Raw genomic sequence first — 18,015 nt, 5'->3', positions numbered from 1 at the left:
GATGGAGATGGGAGTTCGCGGTGGGTAATAAGGATAGTAGTACGGCAACCCATAGTAGGCTGGATGATAGCAGTCATACCAACGCCACGGATACTGCGGACGGTATGCAGGCCGGTAGGTTGCGAACACGGCATGATAGGAGTGTCGGAAGGGTCTGGAGTGCAATGGTGATAACCCTCCGGATGGAAGCCGAACGCCAGTAGGCAGTGCCTGCCCATGTCGAAAGCGGTAGTGGTGTCGGGGGAGAGCACTAAATTCGTTGGCATTAGGACCGGGTTGTCTCTGGCAGTCAACGCCACCAAGTGCAGCCGCCTCAATCGCAAGTCTCACGGCAGACTTTCCTATCGCAAATGGCCCCTGGGCCCAACTGAAGGGCCGTTGTCAAGCGATCCCGGCGCAAGGGCGCCGAGTGATCATACATCGGGCAGCCTAGAAGACGCAGACGCGGTCGTGAACGGGCCGGCCATTCTGCGATCTACTTCCATTCAGGTTGTTGTCTCCGGTCGACCGCAACATCAGCGCTGAGCGGACCACCGGACCCGTGCTCCGCACCTTTCTCAGAAGCAAGCACAGGCCCAAATGTTAATCGAGGTGATCTCGAAGTTTCTTCTCGTAGGCTTTACTGGGCTTTTTGCCGAGGTTCGCGAATCCTCAGCGTTCGTCCTTATGGGCCTCGGCGACTAGGCTGGCGCGTGCTCCCCTTTTGTACGGTAGCGCACCAGATATTGTCGGCTGAGACTCCTGCCAGACCTGTCGACAGCGCAACTGCGACCCTCTGACGCTTGCCCTCCAAAAGGCTCATCGGAACGCAACCTGACGAGATGCCGTTGCACTCGTACTCAACCTCAACGAAGGAGACATGCATGAGCTTGCGAAGTCCTTTTCCGTCCTCACTACCGCTGTCGCGATTTCTCTTGGCTCTAGCTCCGCATTGCTCGCAGCACCGATGACGCCTGCGTCGATCGCGCCAACGTTGGCATCCGTTGAGCAGGTGCAGTACCGGCATTGGCATCATGGCTGGGATCGTCCGCACTGGCATCGCCACTACGGGCCTGGTGCTGCCGCGATTGGAGGTCTCGCCGCCGGAGCTCTCATCGGGAGCGCAATTGCGAACAGCGAGGCGAGAGCCGACAGCAGCGCCTACTGCGCGCAACGCTACAAATCGTATGCATCCGGGACCTACCTCGGTTATGACAGCGCGCGGCATCCGTGCCCCTGATTGCCACTGCGGCCGGGCGTTCCGTTCTCAAACCGGCTGGCCGGCTTGTCGAGGGACTTAGCTGAATGGAGATAGGCGAGTTCACGAAACGCGTCGCGATCGCGGTCACGATCGCGACCGTACCTTTCCTTTTGTGGTATCTCCGCTCGGTGCTGCTGGTTGCGATCGGCGCTATCCTCTTGTCGGTCGTCCTTGACCTTCTATGCCAGCCCCTGCAGTGGTGCCGAGTCCCGAGAGCGGGCTCAGTTGGCCTTACGATGCTTCTTCTGTTCGGTTCCCTCGGCGCGATCGCGTATTTGTTCGGCACCACGCTGTCGAGCGAGATGGAAGACGTGCTGAAGCGCGCGGATATCGCAGCCAAAACAATCGCAGACGCCTTACAGAAATCCGCGTGGGGCCCCTCGCTCCTGCAGCACATGGACGCCAGCCAACTCTCGCTCACAAGTTGGGCCGGCAACATCGTCAGCGTGAGCAGTAGCGTTTTCGCGTCGTTGGTCGTCATGATCGCGATGGGAGCGTATATGGCCGCTCAACCAGGAGTATATCGAAGGGAAGTCCGCAAGCTGCTTCCTGGTAGATGGGCCAAGCCGCTCGAAGCCGTAACCAAGCACATCATCCAGTCACTCCAGCTCTGGAGTATCGGTCAGGCCATCCAGATGGTGCTGGTGGGAGCGCTCACGACAGCGGCAGTCTGGCTGATCGGCTTGCCGTCGCCGCTGGCTCTGGGCATCATCGCGGGGCTTGCCGAATTCATCCCGTACGCAGGGCCTTTCATCGCCGCGGTCCCTGCGCTGCTCGTCGCGACAGCGCAAGGATGGTCCCCCCTGCTTTGGACCGTGCTGGCCTACGTTGCGATTCAGCAAATCGAGGGGAATGTGCTGCTCCCGATGATCCAACGGCGGCTCATCGCCATTCCACCAGCCATGATTCTTTTCAGCATCTTGGCTGTCAGCAGCTTTTTCGGGGCGGCGGGAGTCATTTTCGCGGCTCCGATCAGCGTCATGATCTATGCAGTGCTGGAGACAATAGCCCGAAGCAGAAAACTGCGAACGCTAGTGCCAGAGCGAACGCAAACGACTCCACCATCAAGGGCGTGATCACTGCTGTGGGAGGTAGACACCATGAACAGGGATGTCGGACCGTCAATGGTGCTCCTGCTGTTGCTCGCTCTGATCCCGCTCTCCCTCGGCGCCGCCTACATGGACGCGCCTCCGGTGCTGCGTTTTGCGACCAGCGCCGCGGCGAGCGCTATTCTGGCGGAGTGGATCCGCCGCGGGACGGAGCAGCTCGCGCGGCACGCAGGACCTACCATCGGCGGCCTGATTATGGTGACGTTCGGCAGCGTCGCGGAACTCGTTTGGCCCTATTCATACTTGCGAGCGGCGAAACGGCCGTCGTTCAGGCCCAGGTCACCGGCTCGATTATCGGCACGAGCCTTTTTGGCTTGGGCATTGCGATCCTGATCGGCGGTCTTTCACGGCAGCGTCAAACGTTTAACCCCGCCAAGGCCGGGCTGCTATCGACGCTACTGATCCTATCGGTTATCGCACTGCTGCTGCCGGCGGTGTTCGACTATACGGGTCGGCAGGTCCACTTGCACAACATCGGCCTCACCGATGAGGAACTGAGCCTAGGTGCATCGTTGATCTTGCTTCTGCTCTATGCAGGAAACATCGTTTACACGTTGATCACTCATCGAGACGCCTTCGCCGACGGCGAAGCTGACGGCAAGCCTGCGTGGGGTTTGGCATTGTCGATCGGTATCGTAATTGGTTGCACCGCGATCATCGCGATCGAAGCCGAAATCCTCTCTGACGTGCTGACCCAGACGGCCACAGCTCTGAGGATCTCGCCGACTTTTCTTGGCGTGGTCGTACTTGCCCTGGTCGGGGACAAGCGCCGACATCTTCGCGGCGAGCTGGTTCGCTCACCGCAACAACATGACCGCCGCGTTGAATATCTGCGTTGGATCCGGCCATCCAGCTCGTGCTGGTGGTTGCGCCGCTTTTGGTCCTTATCTCGGCGTTCATGGAAAGACCGATGAGCTTCGTGTTCGGCAATCCGCCATATCTTTTGCAATCGCGAGCACGGCATTCGTCGTGAACGCGATCGCACGCGACGGCGAGACGACCTGGTTCGAGGGCCTGCTTCTGGTGGGCGTGTATATGCTGTTCGGGCTCGGTTTCTTCTTCATCGGTCCGGCGTGACCGGCCCTCGCCGATGCAGGTCTTATCGGACCTCGAAACCAAGCCGTGGCCGGCGGTGCCTTGCGGCCTTCAGCATGGTGTGCGCTGCTCGTAGGCACCGCAGACCGAAGCGCTCGAGAGCCTTGCCCTCCTAACGGGCGTAAGTTGCGTGCCGGTCAAGACGCGCCCGCTTTTCCCGCTCGCTGTGGAGGATGTGCCGGGTAATCTTTCGATCACGCCTGAAGGCGCCTTGTGTAGCGTGGTATGCGGCCATTCCCGGCGTCTCCTTGGATTTGTCTCGCCCAGCGTAAGCCGGACCTGCCGCCACGAGCGTGACGGCGCAGATCAGTGCGCCGAACCAGTTCTTAGACCTCATTGGTTCTCTCCTCGGGATGCAGAACACTTATCGGCCACTGAGCTCCCGGGGAGTTGAGTGACGCAACTCTCCCACCTGGGATGCGGCTACTTGACTTGCTGAATTGCCCCAAGCGTTCCTGACGTAAGTAGCGAGATCTGCAATCTGCTGGTCCGAAAGCTTCCAGTCGAAGGCCGGCATCGATACCTGCGTCGGCCGCGCATCAGTCGTCGCCGCGTGCGCACCATTCAGGATCAACCTGATGATAGTGGTCGGGTCACGGTCCTGCGCGGCGCTGCTTCCCTGAAGCCGCGGAAACATAGCCGGCGCGCCCCGGCCATCAGCCTGGTGGCATCCCGAACAATTGTCGACGTAGAGCGCCCCTCCGGCGGCCATAACCTTCGGATCTGGCCCAGCAACTTTGTTGTCCTCGGGAGCTGCTGGAATATCCTTGAGGTAAGTCGCCATAGCCTTGAGGTCGTCATCGTTCAGCTTCGAGGTGGAGAAGGTGATCACCTCCGACATGGGACCGTAAGCGACGGTTCGGTCGTTCCGACCTGTCTTGAGAAACGTGACGATCTCGTCAACGCTCCATTGCCCCAATCCCGACCGAACGTCAGCCGTCAAATTCGGCGCGTACCAATCATGCAGCTTGCCGCCGCGTAAGGCGGACTGCTTCTCGGCGGAGCCCAGAACATTGCTGGGCGTGTGGCAGGCGCCGCAATGTCCCAAGCCCTCGACCAGATAAGCTCCGCGATTCCATTCGGGCGACTTTTGGCCGTTGGGCTTGAATGTTCCTTCCCGGAAGAACAGCTCGTTCCACCCCTTCATGACGAACCGGTCATTCAGCGGCCAAACAAGATCGTTCGGCGGAGGGGACTTTGATGCCGGCTCGAGCGAGCTCAAGAAGGCGTGGAGCGCATCTGAATCCTGGCGCGTCACCTTGGTGTACCAGGGATATGGGAACGCGGGGTAGAGATAGCTTCCGTCCGCAGCAATCCCCTGATGTAGCGCCCGATAGAACTTATCATCGGACCAAGTGCCGATCCCGGTCTTTCGGTCCGGCGTGATGTTCGCCGAGTAGATCGTGCCGAACGGGGTCGGAATCGCGCGGCCGCCGGCAAATGGCTTGCCTCCGGGTGCGGTGTGGCAAGCCTCGCAGTCTCCGGCCGCGGCCAGATAGCGTCCTCTCTCTACTTGGCCGAATGACAACTGCTCGCAGCGAGCGGGCGAAGCGAAAAAAGCAAAGGCGCAGGAAGAAGCAAGCAATACGAGTCTCAGAGCACTGGATGACATCTTCCCGATCTCCTTACGCCTGAACCAACGGGCCGGGATTCTTGAGATACTGCGTTCTGATGGCCTGCGCGGACCAAAGCGCCAGCGCAGCAACAGTCCCTGTCGGATTGTAGCCCGGGTTCTGGGGGAAAGCGGACGACCCCATCACAAACAGATTTGAGACATCCCAATGCTGCAGATACGGGTTGAGAACGCTCTCCCGCGGGTTTAAGCCCATGATCGCGCCGCCAGTGTTGTGCGTCGTCTGGTAGGGCGTGATGTCGTAGTGACCCTTCCGGGGATTGCTCCTGATCTCCCGCGGCTTCATGGCCTGCGCGATCTGCTCTGCCTTGCCGGTCAAAAAATCCGACATTCTGTGCTCGTTGTCGGTGTAGTCGAAGGTCATCCGCATTAACGGCCTGCCGAGGAAATCGCGGTAGGTCGGGTCCAGATCGAGATGATTTCCTCGGTGGCTCATGACGGCGCCGTGCGTGGCGACGGACATCGACCTGAGATAGTCGTTGACGACGGCCCTCTTCCATTTGGCGCCCCATTTCGGCGTCCCATCAGGCACCAAGTGGGTCTCGATCGGCCGCCCGTTCGTGTTCCAGCAGGCGATATAGCCGCCTCCTAAGAACCCGAGATTGGAATGATCGAAGTTGTCTCCGTTGAATTCGTCGACCACCATTCCCAGCGCGCCGGCGCCGATGAACGGGTTCAGTATCTTGTCGTCGTAGAATACGTCGACACTGGACACGATCTGGTAGGCGTAGTTCTTCCCGAGCGTACCTGCTCCAGTGCTCGGGTCGTAGGGTGTGCCGATCCCCGATAGCAGCAGCAGATGTACGTTGTGCAGAACGAACGCGCTGAGAACGATCAAATCAGCTGGCTGCTCGTACTCTTCACCTTGGGTATCGACATATGTGACGCTGACCGCCCGTTTCCTGTCGCTGTCGAGGTTGATCTTGATGACCTCGCACTCCGTCTTGAGCGCAAAGTTCTTCTTGCGAAGCAGAACCGGCAGAATCGTGGTTTGCGGGCTTGCCTTGGAGTAATTCCCGCAGCCGAACTTCTCGCAGAACCCGCAATAGGTGCATGGGCCGAGTTGCACCCCGAGTGGATTGGTATAAGCGCGAGACATGTTGGCGGAGGGAGCCGGGAAAGGCTTTAGCCCGATGTCATTCGCGGCCTGCGCGAAGAGTGTCGGGCCGTAAGTCATCTCCATAGGCGGGTTCGGATAGTCTCTGGCGCGTGGGCCTTCGAACGGGTTTCCGCCGGACTGGATCTGACCTTTGATATTCCCTGCCTTGCCCGAGATGCCGCAGAGGTACTCCCACTTGTCGTAGTAGGGTTCCAGGTCGCCGTACGTGACGCCCCAATCTTGGACAGTCATGTCCTGTGGTATTGCTGCCGCGCCATAGCGATCCGTGTTGTGGCTCCGGGCGAGGAAATCGCTCGGCAGGAAACGCCAGTTCTGTCCATTCCAATGAATTCCGGCCCCGCCGACGCCCGTCCCTGGGAGAAAGGAGCCGAGTTGGCGCATTGGTAGAGCTGTCTCGCTCGTCGAGTTTCGGAAGCTCAGCGTCTCACGCGCGGGCTCTTGGAAGAGTGTATGGCGATAGTAATAGCGAAGCTCGTCTTGAATGAACGTGGTGGCGAAGTCGGTCGTCGTATCCCGCCAGCCACCGCGCTCGAGTGCCAAGACGTTCAGCCCGGCATCACTCAGTTCCTGACCGAGCAGCGCACCGGTCCAGCCGAACCCTACGAGGAGCGCATCCACGGGAGGGAGCTTGGTAGCCATCTTGAGGTCTCCCTATCCTTTCGGAGTCCAATCGGGACGGCCATAGAGTGACACAGGCGGTAATGGGTAGCGCTGGCCGTGCTTACTGACAAAGTCACGGTAATCGTATCGTGCGCCCGGAAAGCCGATCATCTTCCAGGCTCCCATATCCCTGTTTCCGCCGTACAAGGGATCTGCGAAGAATCCTTCCTGGGTATTGAGGAGGAGCTGCTTGAAGAATGCCTTCCCGTCGACCTGCTCGAGCTTTGCTTTTCCCTCCTCAAGGTCTCCGAGCACTTTGTCCTGCTGCTCCGCGCCGAGGTCCACGAAAGCTTTTCCACCGAACTCGGTTCGACAATAGCCATCGACTGCTTTGATTGCCGCTCGATACAATTGGGCTGGCGCCATCCGTGATTGATAACCCTGAGTTTCCGTGCCCTTTGCCCACGGACCCCCCATATACCAGCGCTCGGCTCGCCCGTACGCTCCTGCAAGCTGCCGGTCGATAAAGACCGTGACGCCAAGCTCGCGCGCGCCGGGCCCTAGCTCGTCCTTGGGTATCAATCGGGAAACAACTGCATCCACCCAGGCAACTTCGTCCGGGGCGAAAAACTCGTAGCCGCCCTTGAAAACCGCCCCCGGCTTGTTGGCTTCGCCCGGCCCCCAGGGGACCTGCTGCGAGATCGTGTCAGCCGCCGCGCTGCCGGAAGAAATCGCCAGGGAGGATCCGGCGACAATTCCGGCAGTGAGTAGCTCGCGGCGGCTGACGCCAGGAGTCGCGGATCGTTCGGTCTTCGCCATCGCCGGCCCCTTCTGCTTGTGAAGGCAACAACAACTTACAATAATCGCGGGTTCGCCCGGCAGGGCGCGGTCTTGGAAAGCTGGTACGGTCCCGCGCCATCTGACAAGGTCGCGGTTACCGCTGCAGCAAACGAACAAGCTCGAGGACGTTCTCTGCTTGAACTTCTTTTAGGAGACAGCTTTCCCGCTCTTTTCCGGGTGGGAGCTCAACAGCAGCCCGCTTGGCTCGATCCGACAGTTGCTTCAGCCTTTCTAGAAGCGGCACGACTTGTTCATCACTGCCGCGACGCCGGCTCTTCCGTCTGGCCTTCTTGGCAGTTCGCCACGCCAATGGCTTCATATCGTGTCCCATCGGAACGAGCACTCCGGTCCGTGCCTCTATTTGGAGGTGCCCTGCCGCGACGAGTTGGAGCCAGTCGTGCCTTGAGAGGAGCTGCCTGAATTCGAACCGGAAGGATTCACATTCACGGCTTCAAACAGGGACATTCCATGGGGACCGATCGTCATTACCACCGGATCGCCGTCCTTGCTCTTGGCCTGCACGACGAAGGATTCGGCGACGACCTTTACGTCGCTGAAGCCGGCATTCTTCAGATCATCTTGAATTTTTTGCACAGCGGAGTTCTGCCTAGAAGTGTCGGCAGACTGCGGCGCCTTCGGAGAATTGGATCCGGTTTGAGCAAGAGCTGGGCTCGAAGCAGTCGCTGCGAGCAAGAGGGCTGCCAGAAGTGTGGTCTTCATCGTCTGTCCTTTCGTGTGGAACGCTGGATCAGGATAATACTGACGCCAGCCACAAGCGTTCCGGTTGAAAGAACTCGCGCTCCCTTGCAGTCGGTACGAAAGCGAACGGACCCTCAGCTACGAATGCCCACTCGTCGCATCACTTTGCGCGCGTGTCGCAGAACTTAGCGCGGCAACCCTGCAGGACCATGCTGGCGAGGTGTAGCGGAGTGAAGTTCTACTCCGAAGATCAGACGATCCGCATGGCTGAATATCTCGTAGCCGTCGTCACGCGCGACAGCCACTAGCGTGATACCGGCTTGTTCGGCTGTTTCGATTGCGAGCGAGGTCGGCGCCGAGACGGCCACCAGGAGCGGCACTCCCATTCTCGCGGTCTTCTGTACCAATTCAACCGAAACTCGGCTGGTGAGGAGCACGGCTCCTGCTGCAGTATGTAGACCCGAGCGGGCGATAGCACCGGCCAATTTGTCCAGCGCGTTATGCCGCCCGACATCCTCCCTCACCAGCCGGATACCTTGGTCGTCCCAAAACGCCGCCGCATGCATCGCCCGCGTCGTCTCGTTGTGGCGCTGGAGCGGCCGCAGCGCTCGCATCGCGTTCAAAAGGTCCAAGGCGGGAAATCGGGCCTCACTGACAACACGGCGCAAAGGGCGACAGGCCTGCTCCAAACTTTCGATGCCGCAAAGGCCACAGCCGACCGGACCGACCATCGCCCGCCGCCTCTTGGAAATGAGATCGGCGCTCGCCCTATCGAGCCACATCCGGACCTCGCAGCCCTGCTCCAGCTCGATCACCTCGATGCTGCTGATCTCGCCGCTGTGCTCCACGGCGCCTTCGTTCAGGCTGAAACCGACGCCGAAGTCGTGGAGGTCGACGGGCGAAGCCATCATGACCGCGTAGGTCGAGCCGTTGTAGGTGAGCGCAACCGGCCGTTCCTCTGCCACAATGCGCGAGGACGGGATGGGCTCCGCCCCTCGCCAGACCAGATCCGGTTTGCCGAGTGCGCAACGGTCTTGCATCTGCTGCTCCTGGATGTTTGCGACTTGAGCAAACCTCCGCGACTGAGGCACGTTCCCCGAACGGCTCGGTACGATTTTCACCATGGCCGCCGGATTGAGCTCCGACGCCGAATCCTTTGTACGGCAGCGTGCACAATTGCTTGCGTGCGCTGCACCCATTTGCTGCAGATGTTAGATGCCATTGTTGTTGCAGCTTTTTCCGCCCGCCACGTCGGCCGGATCAGGCTGCTGTACCGTGATCTCCTCAGGAACCGTGAGCATCAATGTACGTTGGGGATCCCGAGGGCTGGCAGTTCCGGAAGCGCAACATGGCGCAAGCAAGCAATGGCGAGCACGAAACACACGAAACCGTTGAATATGACGGCCCGGCAGGCGGCTGGGGCTCACTCAAGGGTATCGCGCACATCTTCGGCAAGGAGTGGGACTCGCCTGCGGCGCTTGAGACGCTGCGCCGGCAGAACAAGCCGAAGGGCTTCATGTGCGTCTCCTGCTCATGGGCGAAGCCAGCCGACTATCACACCTTCGAATTCTGCGAGAACGGCGCCAAGGCTACTCTCTGGGAGTTGACCTCGCGCCGGTGCACGCCGGATTTCTTCGCCCAGCACACGTTGACCGAACTCCGCTCCTGGAGGGACTACGATCTCGAACAGCAGGGTCGCCTGACGGAGCCGCTTCGTTATGACAACGTGACTGACCGTTACGTACCATGCAGTTGGGAGGAAGCGTTCGCGGCGATCGGCTCGCAGCTGAAAACGCTCGATCCGAAATCCGTCATCTTCTATTCCTCAGGCCGCGCCAGCCTGGAAACCTCTTATTTATACGCCCTCTTTGCGCGCGTGTACGGCAACAATAATCTGCCTGATAGCTCGAACATGTGCCACGAAACGACCTCCGTTGCCTTAAAGAAATTGATCGGTGCAGGCGTCGGGACTGTGGTGTTTGACGACCTCGCCAATTGTGACGCGATGTTCTTCTTCGGACAGAACACCGGCTCGAACAGCCCGCGCTTTCTGCATCCCTTGCAAGACGCCGCAAAACGCGGCGTGCAGATCATTACCTTCAATCCGGTCCGCGAGAAGGGACTTGAGACCTTCGTTAATCCGCAGAACCCGATGGAGATGCTGACTGGCAAGGCCACCCAGATCAGTAGCCAGTATCATCAGGTGAAAGTCGGCGGCGACATCGCCGTCATCGTCGGCATCTGCAAACATGTCTTCGCCGCTGACGACGAGGCTAAGCAAACAGGCAAGCGCGTGATCGATGCGGATTTCATCGAGCAGCACACGACTGGCTTCGATGCCTTCGAAGCCGAAGTCCGAGCAACTTCGTGGGAGGACATCGAGGCTGCATCAGGCCTCGGCAGGGCGACGATTGAAGGCGCTGCCCAAGTCTATGTCGATGCGGGCCGCGTCATCGGCATCTACGGCATGGGCCTCACGCAGCACGTTCACGGATTCCAAAACGTCGGCATGCTCCTCAACATGCTCCTTCTCAAGGGCAATATTGGCCGCGACGGCACCGGCATCTCCCCGGTGCGAGGGCATTCCAACGTTCAGGGCCAGCGGACGGTCGGCATCTCGGAAAAGCCCGAACTCGTCCCGCTGGACAAGCTTGCAAAGCAGTTCGGATTCGAGCCGCCGCGCGAGAAGGGGATGAATACGGTCGAGACCTGCGAAGGCGTACTTTCAGGCAAGGTCAAAGCCTTCTTCGGACTTGGAGGCAACTTCGTGCGCGCGATCCCCGAGCGCGCCAAGATGGAAGAGGCGTGGCGCGGGCTCGAACTCACGGTGCAGATCGCCACCAAGCTCAATCGAAGTCATCTCATCCAGGGCAAGACAGCTTATCTGCTGCCCTGTCTCGGGCGCACCGAACACGACGTCCAGGCAAGCGGCCCGCAGGCCGTCAGCATGGAAGACACATTCAGCTGCATCCAGGGTTCGATAGGACTCCGCAAGCCGGCGAGCGAGCACCTCAGATCGGAGGTGGCCATCGTTGCGGGCCTCGCAAAGGCGACCCTGTCGCCCAACCCGAAACTGAAATGGGACGAATGGGTCGCCGACTACGGGCTGATCCGCGATCAGATCGCGGAGACTTACCCTGACGAGTTCTACGATTTCAATGCGCGGATGTTCACTCCAGGTGGCTTCTATCGGGGCAATTCCGCCCGAGAGCGGATCTGGAAGACCGAAAGCGGAAAGGCCGAGTTCACCGTGCCGGATACTCTGAGCTCGACCGGCTTCGACGATGCACCCGGACGTTACCGGCTCCTCACAATGCGCAGCAACGACCAGTTCAACACGACCATCTACGGCTACAGCGATCGTCTACGCGGCATCGAGGGAACGAGGGACGTGCTGCTGATAAGTCCCGAGGAAATCGCGCGCGCCGGTCTGAAGGAAGGCCAGATGGTGTCGCTCGTCAGCGATGCCGGGGACGGCATTCACCGCGAGGTCGGACCGCTGAAGGTGACGCCGTTCGGGCTGCCCGACGGATGCGTCGGTGCCTACTATCCGGAAATGAATCCACTGATCCCGCTGTCGCACCACGACGTCAAGTCCAAGACGCCGGCTGCCAAATCAGTGCCGGTCCGCATTCGTAGCTGAGCGACAAAGGAGCAAAGTGTCTTGAAGGGGGGCGGATGAATGCAGCTGTTCCGCCCGGGCGCAAATACGATCGCGACGCTCGTTATCGCTGCGATCGGTGCCGCGCCCGTTCTCGCCGTCGGTTTGTCCTACGAGCTAATGCGCTCGCCCTATGTCACGGACCAGAACGTTACTCGCAATCAACCGGTGCCCTTCAGTCATGAGCATCATGTGTCCGGGCTCGGCCTCGACTGCCGCTATTGCCACACCTCGGTCGAGAAGGCGCGCTTCGCCGGCGTTCCCCCGACGGAAACCTGCATGACCTGCCATTCGCAGATCTGGACCAACGCGCAGATGCTCGCCCCGGTACGGGAGAGCCTCGCCAAGAACCAGCCGATTGCGTGGCAGCGCGTCCACCGGCTTCCCGATTACGTGTATTTCGATCATTCGGTCCATATCGCCAATGGCGTCGGCTGCACAACCTGCCACGGCGACGTCGGGCAGATGCGGCTGATGCGGCAGGCCGCACCCCTCACCATGCAATGGTGCCTGGACTGCCATCGCGCGCCCGAACCTTACCTGCGTTCCCAAGAGGCCGTATTCGATCCGAAGTGGCAGCCGCCGCAGAACCAGGCCGACATCGGACACAAGCTCGCAGCGAGCTATCACATCAAAACCGCTCACCTGACGGACTGCACCGTATGCCATCGCTAAAGGAATTGCCCACGCGCCCGGCCCCGGCCGGGCGCAGCAAGCTCAACCGCCGACAGGCGCTTGGCCTGCTCGCGACCGGCATGGCCAGCGGGCTCGCGGCCTGCAGCAAACCGAGCGAGCAGATCATTCCCTATGTCGAGATGCCGGAACGGATCGTCCCGGGCGAACCGCTGAAATTCGCGACGACGCTCGCCCTGGCAGGGATCGGGCGCGGCGTGATCGTGACATCGATCGACGGCCGCCCGACCAAGGTGGAGGGCAACCCCCGTCACCCCGGCAGCCTCGGCGCCACCGACGTCTTCGCCGAGGCGGCCGTGCTGTCGCTTTACGATCCGGACCGTTCGCGCACCATCCTTCACAATGGCGCCATCGCTCCGCGTGAAACCTTGCATCGGGCCCTAATGGCCGAGCTTACCGACGCGCGCAGCCGCAAGGGCGACGGCCTGCGGTTATTGACGGGCCGTACCACCTCGCCCACGCTGCTGCGCCAGATCGACGGCTTGCTTCAGGCATTGCCCGCTGCGAATTGGCACGCCTACGACCCGACCGATGACGCGAACGCACGCGAAGGTGCGCAACTTGCCTACGGTCAGCCGCTGTGCAGCGTGCCTGACTTCGCAAAGGCGCGTGTGATCGTTGCGCTCGATGCCGATCCGCTGGGCCATGGGCCGGACCAGATACGGATCGGCCGCGGGTTCGCCACGCGGCGCGGCGACGCGAACGGGTTCTCGCGTCTCTATTGTATCGAGAGCGCCCTTACCGTCACGGGCGCGAAGGCGGACGAACGTCTTGCGCTCCGTCCCGAGGCAATCGAGCGGTTCGCGGCTGCACTCGCCCGGCAGCTAGGAGTTCCAGCCGGCGCAGCCGAACTCCCGGAGCCCGAGCGCGTGCTGCTGCGGAAGATCACGGCGGACCTGACTGGCCACAAAGGCGAGGCGCTCCTCGTTGCGGGCCCAACACTATCGAAAGAGGGGCACGCGCTGGTGCATTGGATCAACGCTCAGGTGAATGCGCCCGTTCAACTGATCAGCCCGCTCGATCAAACCCCGTCCGGCAGGCAGGCCGGAACGCTGGAGCAACTCGCGGACGACCTTGGGGCCGGACGTGTGCGCCAGCTCATCATGATCGGTGCCAATCCGGTTTATGACGCGCCGGCCGACCTGCAGTTCGAAGCGCGGGCGCAGAAGGCGACCTTCCGGCTCCATATGGGCGGTTACGCCGACGAGACCGCGGCGGTCGCGACCTGGCACGTGCCCCAACGTCACCCCCTGGAGGCCTGGTCGGACTTGCGCGCCATCGACGGGACGGCAAGCATCGTCCAGCCGCTGATCAAGCCGCTCTACGACAGCTTTGGCGATCACGAGCTTGCCGCCTGGCTCGCCGGAGAATGGGATGCAAGCGCTCATAATCTCGTACGGGCGACATGGCGGAGCGCCGCGTCCGGCGATTTCGAGGCGTGGTGGCGGCGTGTGCTGCACGACGGCGTCATCGCCGGAAGCGCTCCAGCGCCGGCCGTGCCGTCTGCACCGTTACTGCCGTCTCTCCCGGATTTGAAATCTGACAACAACCACGACAATGAGATCAGGCTGGTTTTGCGCCCTGATCCTAGCGTCTGGGACGGCTCATTCGCCAACAATGCCTGGCTACAGGAGTGCCCGAAACCACTGACGAAGCAGGTCTGGGGCAATGCGCTTGCGCTGCATCCGGACGCGGCGGCCCGCCTTGGGCTATCGCCGGGGGATGTGGTCACGCTTGGTGCGAACGGCCGATCCGTGGAGGTACCGGTGCTGGCCGAACCCGGAATGGCCGTCGGCGTCTGCGCGCTCACGCTGGGCGGAGGCCGGCAGAAGGCGGGCGCGATCGGCAACGGAGTCGGTGCCAACGCCTATGCCATCCGGACATCCGCAAACCGATGGCATTTGCCGCAGGTTTCGATTAAGCCGACGGGGCGCCATGAGCCGGTCCTTACGACTCAGAACATCGTCCGGACGCCGGAAGATGTGCGCGAACTCTATCCGCTGTATCAGCTCGGCCAGCCGCTGCCACGGCCAGTCGACCCGGATCCACCCAGCCTGATGCCGCCGAGCGTGAAGCCCGGCGACGGGCATGCCTGGGCGATGGTGATCGATACTTCAGTCTGCATCGGCTGCAATGCCTGCGTGGTCTCCTGCCAGGCCGAGAACAACGTCCCTGTGGTGGGTCCCGAGCAGGTTGCGATGGGGCGCGACATGCACTGGATGCGCGTCGATGGCTACGATCATGGCTCGGCGAACAGTCCCCAGATCGGCTTTCAGCCGGTACCCTGCATGCATTGCGAGCACGCCCCGTGCGAGCCCGTCTGCCCTGTCGCCGCATCCGTCCACGACAGTGAGGGCCTAAACGCGCAGGTCTATAATCGTTGCATCGGCACCCGCTTCTGCGAGGCGAACTGCCCTTACAAGGTTCGTCGCTTCAACTTCTTCGGTTATGCCGACGGCGATGAATACGGTAATCTCGGCGCGGAATCCTATCGCGGCCAGAAGAACCCGGAGGTGACCGTCCGCGCCCGCGGCGTCATGGAAAAATGCACATACTGTGTCCAGCGCATCAGCGGCGCACGTCGCGCCTCGGAACGTGAGGACCGGCCGCTCGGTCCAGACGAGGTGCAGACAGCCTGCCAGAACGCATGCCCGACCCGTGCCATCAGCTTCGGAGACCTGAACCAGGCTAACGCAGAGATCAACCACAGGAAAGCCGACCCGCGCCACTATGCCTTGCTCGGCCACCTCGGCACGCGGCCGCGCACCACCTACCTTGCCGATGTGCGCAATCCCGCACCTTCCGAGCCGGAGGGGCGGACATGAGCGAAGTTCTCCTTCCGCAGCATCCTCCGGCGCACCGCTGGATCTCGGCCGCGCGGGCAGGAGACCCCGCAGTCACCCAGGCCGTAGCTGATCCGCTCTTCACCGGGTTCGGTAAAACATGGTGGCTGGCGCTGCTTATCACCGTGCCCTTCGTGCTCTGGCTGTTCGTGGCAATCGCCTGGCTGTTCTACCGGGGCATCGGCATTTGGGGCATCAACTCCACTGTGGTCTGGGGGGTCGCGATCGCCAACTATGTCTGGTGGATTGGCATCGGCAATGCCGGCACGCTGATTTCGGCGATGCTGCTGTTAACTCGGCAAAGATGGCGCGCCTCGATCAACCGCTTCGCGGAAGCCATGACGCTGTTTGCGGTTGCGATCGCCGGGCTGATGCCTATCGTTCACCTCGGACGACCGATCTACGCTTATTGGCTCGCACCTTATCCGAACACCATGGCGCTTTGGCCGCAATGGCGCAGTGCCCTGGTGTGGGACTTCTGGGCCATCGTCAGCTACCTGCTGTTCTCCATTCTGTTCTGGTATGTCAGCCTGATCCCGGACCTTGCGACCATGCGCGACCGCACGCCATACCGTGCCGGCCAGCTGCTCTACGGCGTATTTGCGCTGGGATGGCGCGGCTCGTCGCGCGAGTGGTCGCGCCTGCAGACGCTGCATACCACGATGGCCGCCCTCGGCGTGCCTCTGGTCTGCTCGGTGCACTCGATCGTCGGTCTCGACTTCGCGGCGAGCCTGATGCCCGGTTGGCAGGAGAGCATCTTCCCACCCTATTTCGTGGTCGGCGCGATGTATTCCGGATTCGCGATGGTCGTGGTGCTGGCGGCGGCGATCCGCTGGGGCCTCAGCCTTCAGGCGATCATCACGCGACGCCATTTCGACGCGATTGCCCGCATCCTGCTGATGGCCTCGATCATCATGTTCTATTCCTACGCGACGGAATGGTTCATGGGCTGGTATGGCGGCGAGCACAGTGAGCGCGAACTGGTGCGGTTTGAGTTCACCGGCACCTACGCGCCCCTGTTCTGGGCGTTGCTGGCCTGCAATTGCCTGATCCCGCAGCTACTCTGGTGGCCGTTCGCGCGCCGATCGCTGCTCATTCTGATTCCGATCGCGATTGCGATCAACATCGGAATGTGGCTGGAGCGGATCCTCATCGTCTGGAATACGCTTTCGCACGGTTACATGCCGTCCCTGTGGCGCACGTTTCACTTCACGTTCTGGGACTGGAGCTTTCTTGTCGCGCCGCTCGGCTTTTTCGCCTTCCTGTTCCTGATCTTCGTGAGGCTGGTCCCGAGCATATCAATGTTCGACGTGCGCGAGCTCGCTCATGAGGAGGCCGCGGCATGACGGCCAAGCTTGTGGCGGAATTCCTCGACGGTGAGGCGCTGAAGGCGGCCCTGCAGCGCGTGCGTACCGTCGGACACGCCGCCCTCGAAACGTTCGCGCCGTATCCGATCGAAGGCCTAGCCGAACAGCTTGGGCAGAGCCGATCCGCAATTCGAGGTGTGATGCTCGCCGGGGGCCTCGGAACTGCAGCATTCGCCTTCGGACTGCAATGGTACAGCGCGGTGATCAACTATCCCATCAACAGCGGCGGACGTCCACTGAACTCCTGGCAGGTGTTCCTGCTGGTGCCGTTTGAGGTCGGAGTCTTCGCCGCCGCGCTCGCCGGCGTCATCGCCTTTCTTTGGTCGTGCCGCCTGCCGCGCCTGCACGACGCTCTGTTCGAGATTCCGGGCTTCGAACGCGCGACGCAAGATCGCTACTTCCTGCTAACCGCCTCGGACGGCGACCCGAACGAGCTGAGGAGGGTCCTCTGGGAGGCCGGCGCCGTGGCGGTCACGGAGCTGCGCACGCCATGACCGCCCGCGCGCTGCCATGGCTGCTGTTGCTGTCATCGGCGCTCGCCGGCTGCGGCGACTATTCCATGTCTCAGCAGAATCGCTATCGGACGTTCTCGAAGGCAGGGCTGTTCAAGGATGGCACCGAAGCGCAGGCCTTGCCGCAAGGGGTCGTTGCACAGGGCGATCTCGACCGCTTGCAGCAGGCCACCAAGCCACCGGCGGTCGACATGGTGCTGCTGTCCCGCGGCCGCGAGCGCTACGACATCTATTGCTCACCGTGTCACGGGTTCTCCGGCCACGGCGACGGCATGATCGTGCAGCGCGGCTTTCCCGCACCGCCCTCCTACCATTCCGCCCGCCTCCGCTCGGCCGATACTCAGTACTTCTTCGACGTGATCACCAACGGCTACGGCGCGATGTATTCCTACGCCGCGCGCATCGAGCCACGTGACCGCTGGGCCATCGTTGCCTATATCCGCGCGCTGCAGCAGTCCCAGCACACAGACGTCGCCAACGTCCCGGAGCTGAGGAGCAAGCTGCCGTGACCGCCGTGCTCCGCAGACCTGCCCTGAGAGCAATCAGGACGCCGCGAACAGCCGCGGGCCTCGTATTGGTCTTGCTCGCATCTGGGCTCGTGCT

At 61.5% G+C, this 18,015-nt stretch carries 14 protein-coding genes and 1 pseudogene; 10 read left to right on the top strand and 5 right to left on the bottom strand.

The window, feature by feature from the left end; genetic code table 11:
• The first annotated feature begins 859 nt into the window (after positions 1-859).
• From AC0L3J_RS22560 to AC0L3J_RS22545, 4 genes and pseudogenes are all read left to right on the top strand, one after another.
• A complete protein-coding gene (locus AC0L3J_RS22560) occupies positions 860-1,219 on the top strand; it encodes a BA14K family protein (protein ID WP_456768994.1) in 360 nt (119 codons plus the stop codon).
• A gap of 65 nt (positions 1,220-1,284) precedes the next feature.
• The gene (locus AC0L3J_RS22555) at positions 1,285-2,316 is read left to right on the top strand and encodes an AI-2E family transporter (RefSeq protein ID WP_456768993.1); all 1,032 of its coding nucleotides are present in this window, start codon (positions 1,285-1,287) and stop codon (positions 2,314-2,316) included.
• Positions 2,313-2,891, top strand: a pseudogene (locus AC0L3J_RS22550) (hypothetical protein); the annotation flags it as partial. The gene AC0L3J_RS22555 and the pseudogene AC0L3J_RS22550, both read left to right, overlap by 4 nt.
• Positions 2,892-3,081: 190 nt before the next feature.
• Positions 3,082-3,426: a calcium:cation antiporter gene (locus AC0L3J_RS22545; RefSeq protein WP_456768992.1), complete on the top strand. Its 345-nt coding sequence runs from the start codon at positions 3,082-3,084 to the stop codon at positions 3,424-3,426.
• A gap of 382 nt (positions 3,427-3,808) precedes the next feature.
• Here the strand turns inward: AC0L3J_RS22545 and AC0L3J_RS22540 are convergent, their stop codons facing one another.
• The 5 genes from AC0L3J_RS22540 to fdhD all read right to left on the bottom strand — a co-directional run bounded on the left by AC0L3J_RS22540 (position 3,809) and on the right by fdhD (position 9,376).
• Positions 3,809-5,056, bottom strand: a complete 1,248-nt coding sequence (locus AC0L3J_RS22540) for a c-type cytochrome (protein ID WP_456768991.1) — start codon at positions 5,054-5,056, stop codon at positions 3,809-3,811.
• A 13-nt stretch (positions 5,057-5,069) separates the two neighbouring features.
• The gene (locus AC0L3J_RS22535) at positions 5,070-6,836 is read right to left on the bottom strand and encodes a GMC family oxidoreductase (protein WP_456768990.1); all 1,767 of its coding nucleotides are present in this window, start codon (positions 6,834-6,836) and stop codon (positions 5,070-5,072) included.
• Between the two features lie 12 nt (positions 6,837-6,848).
• On the bottom strand, positions 6,849-7,616 hold the full coding sequence (locus tag AC0L3J_RS22530) for a gluconate 2-dehydrogenase subunit 3 family protein (protein WP_456768989.1): 768 nt from the start codon (positions 7,614-7,616) through the stop codon (positions 6,849-6,851).
• 378 nt (positions 7,617-7,994) lie between these two features.
• Positions 7,995-8,357, bottom strand: coding sequence for a hypothetical protein (locus AC0L3J_RS22525; RefSeq protein ID WP_456768988.1), 363 nt, complete (start codon positions 8,355-8,357; stop codon positions 7,995-7,997).
• A 164-nt stretch (positions 8,358-8,521) separates the two neighbouring features.
• A complete protein-coding gene (gene fdhD / locus AC0L3J_RS22520) occupies positions 8,522-9,376 on the bottom strand; it encodes a formate dehydrogenase accessory sulfurtransferase FdhD (protein WP_473348335.1) in 855 nt (284 codons plus the stop codon).
• A gap of 308 nt (positions 9,377-9,684) precedes the next feature.
• Here fdhD and AC0L3J_RS22515 point away from each other — a divergent pair, with 308 nt between their 5' ends.
• Genes AC0L3J_RS22515 through AC0L3J_RS22490 form a run of 6 tightly spaced genes read left to right on the top strand, consistent with a single transcriptional unit; the run spans position 9,685 to position 17,921 of the window.
• Entirely contained in the window at positions 9,685-11,979 is a 2,295-nt protein-coding gene (locus AC0L3J_RS22515; RefSeq protein WP_456768986.1) for an FdhF/YdeP family oxidoreductase, read from the top strand.
• Between the two features lie 39 nt (positions 11,980-12,018).
• Positions 12,019-12,672, top strand: a complete 654-nt coding sequence (locus AC0L3J_RS22510; protein WP_456768985.1) for a cytochrome c3 family protein — start codon at positions 12,019-12,021, stop codon at positions 12,670-12,672.
• Complete coding sequence (locus AC0L3J_RS22505; protein ID WP_473348334.1) at positions 12,660-15,515, top strand: 4Fe-4S dicluster domain-containing protein; 2,856 nt, start codon at positions 12,660-12,662, stop codon at positions 15,513-15,515. Before AC0L3J_RS22510 ends, AC0L3J_RS22505 begins: the two co-directional genes overlap by 13 nt.
• A complete protein-coding gene (gene nrfD, locus AC0L3J_RS22500) occupies positions 15,512-16,879 on the top strand; it encodes an NrfD/PsrC family molybdoenzyme membrane anchor subunit (RefSeq protein ID WP_473348333.1) in 1,368 nt (455 codons plus the stop codon). The genes AC0L3J_RS22505 and nrfD overlap by 4 nt, the downstream gene beginning before the upstream one ends.
• A complete protein-coding gene (locus AC0L3J_RS22495; protein WP_456768983.1) occupies positions 16,876-17,394 on the top strand; it encodes a DUF3341 domain-containing protein in 519 nt (172 codons plus the stop codon). Before nrfD ends, AC0L3J_RS22495 begins: the two co-directional genes overlap by 4 nt.
• Positions 17,391-17,921 carry a c-type cytochrome gene (locus tag AC0L3J_RS22490; RefSeq protein WP_456768982.1) on the top strand — a complete coding sequence of 177 codons (531 nt, stop codon included), beginning with the start codon at positions 17,391-17,393 and terminating at the stop codon, positions 17,919-17,921. Before AC0L3J_RS22495 ends, AC0L3J_RS22490 begins: the two co-directional genes overlap by 4 nt.
• Positions 17,922-18,015 lie beyond the last annotated feature (94 nt).

This window comes from Bradyrhizobium sp. Kon37, assembly GCF_055807535.1.
The sequence above is the reverse complement of the archived record's forward strand: the minus strand, read 5'-3'. Positions and strand labels throughout refer to the sequence as shown.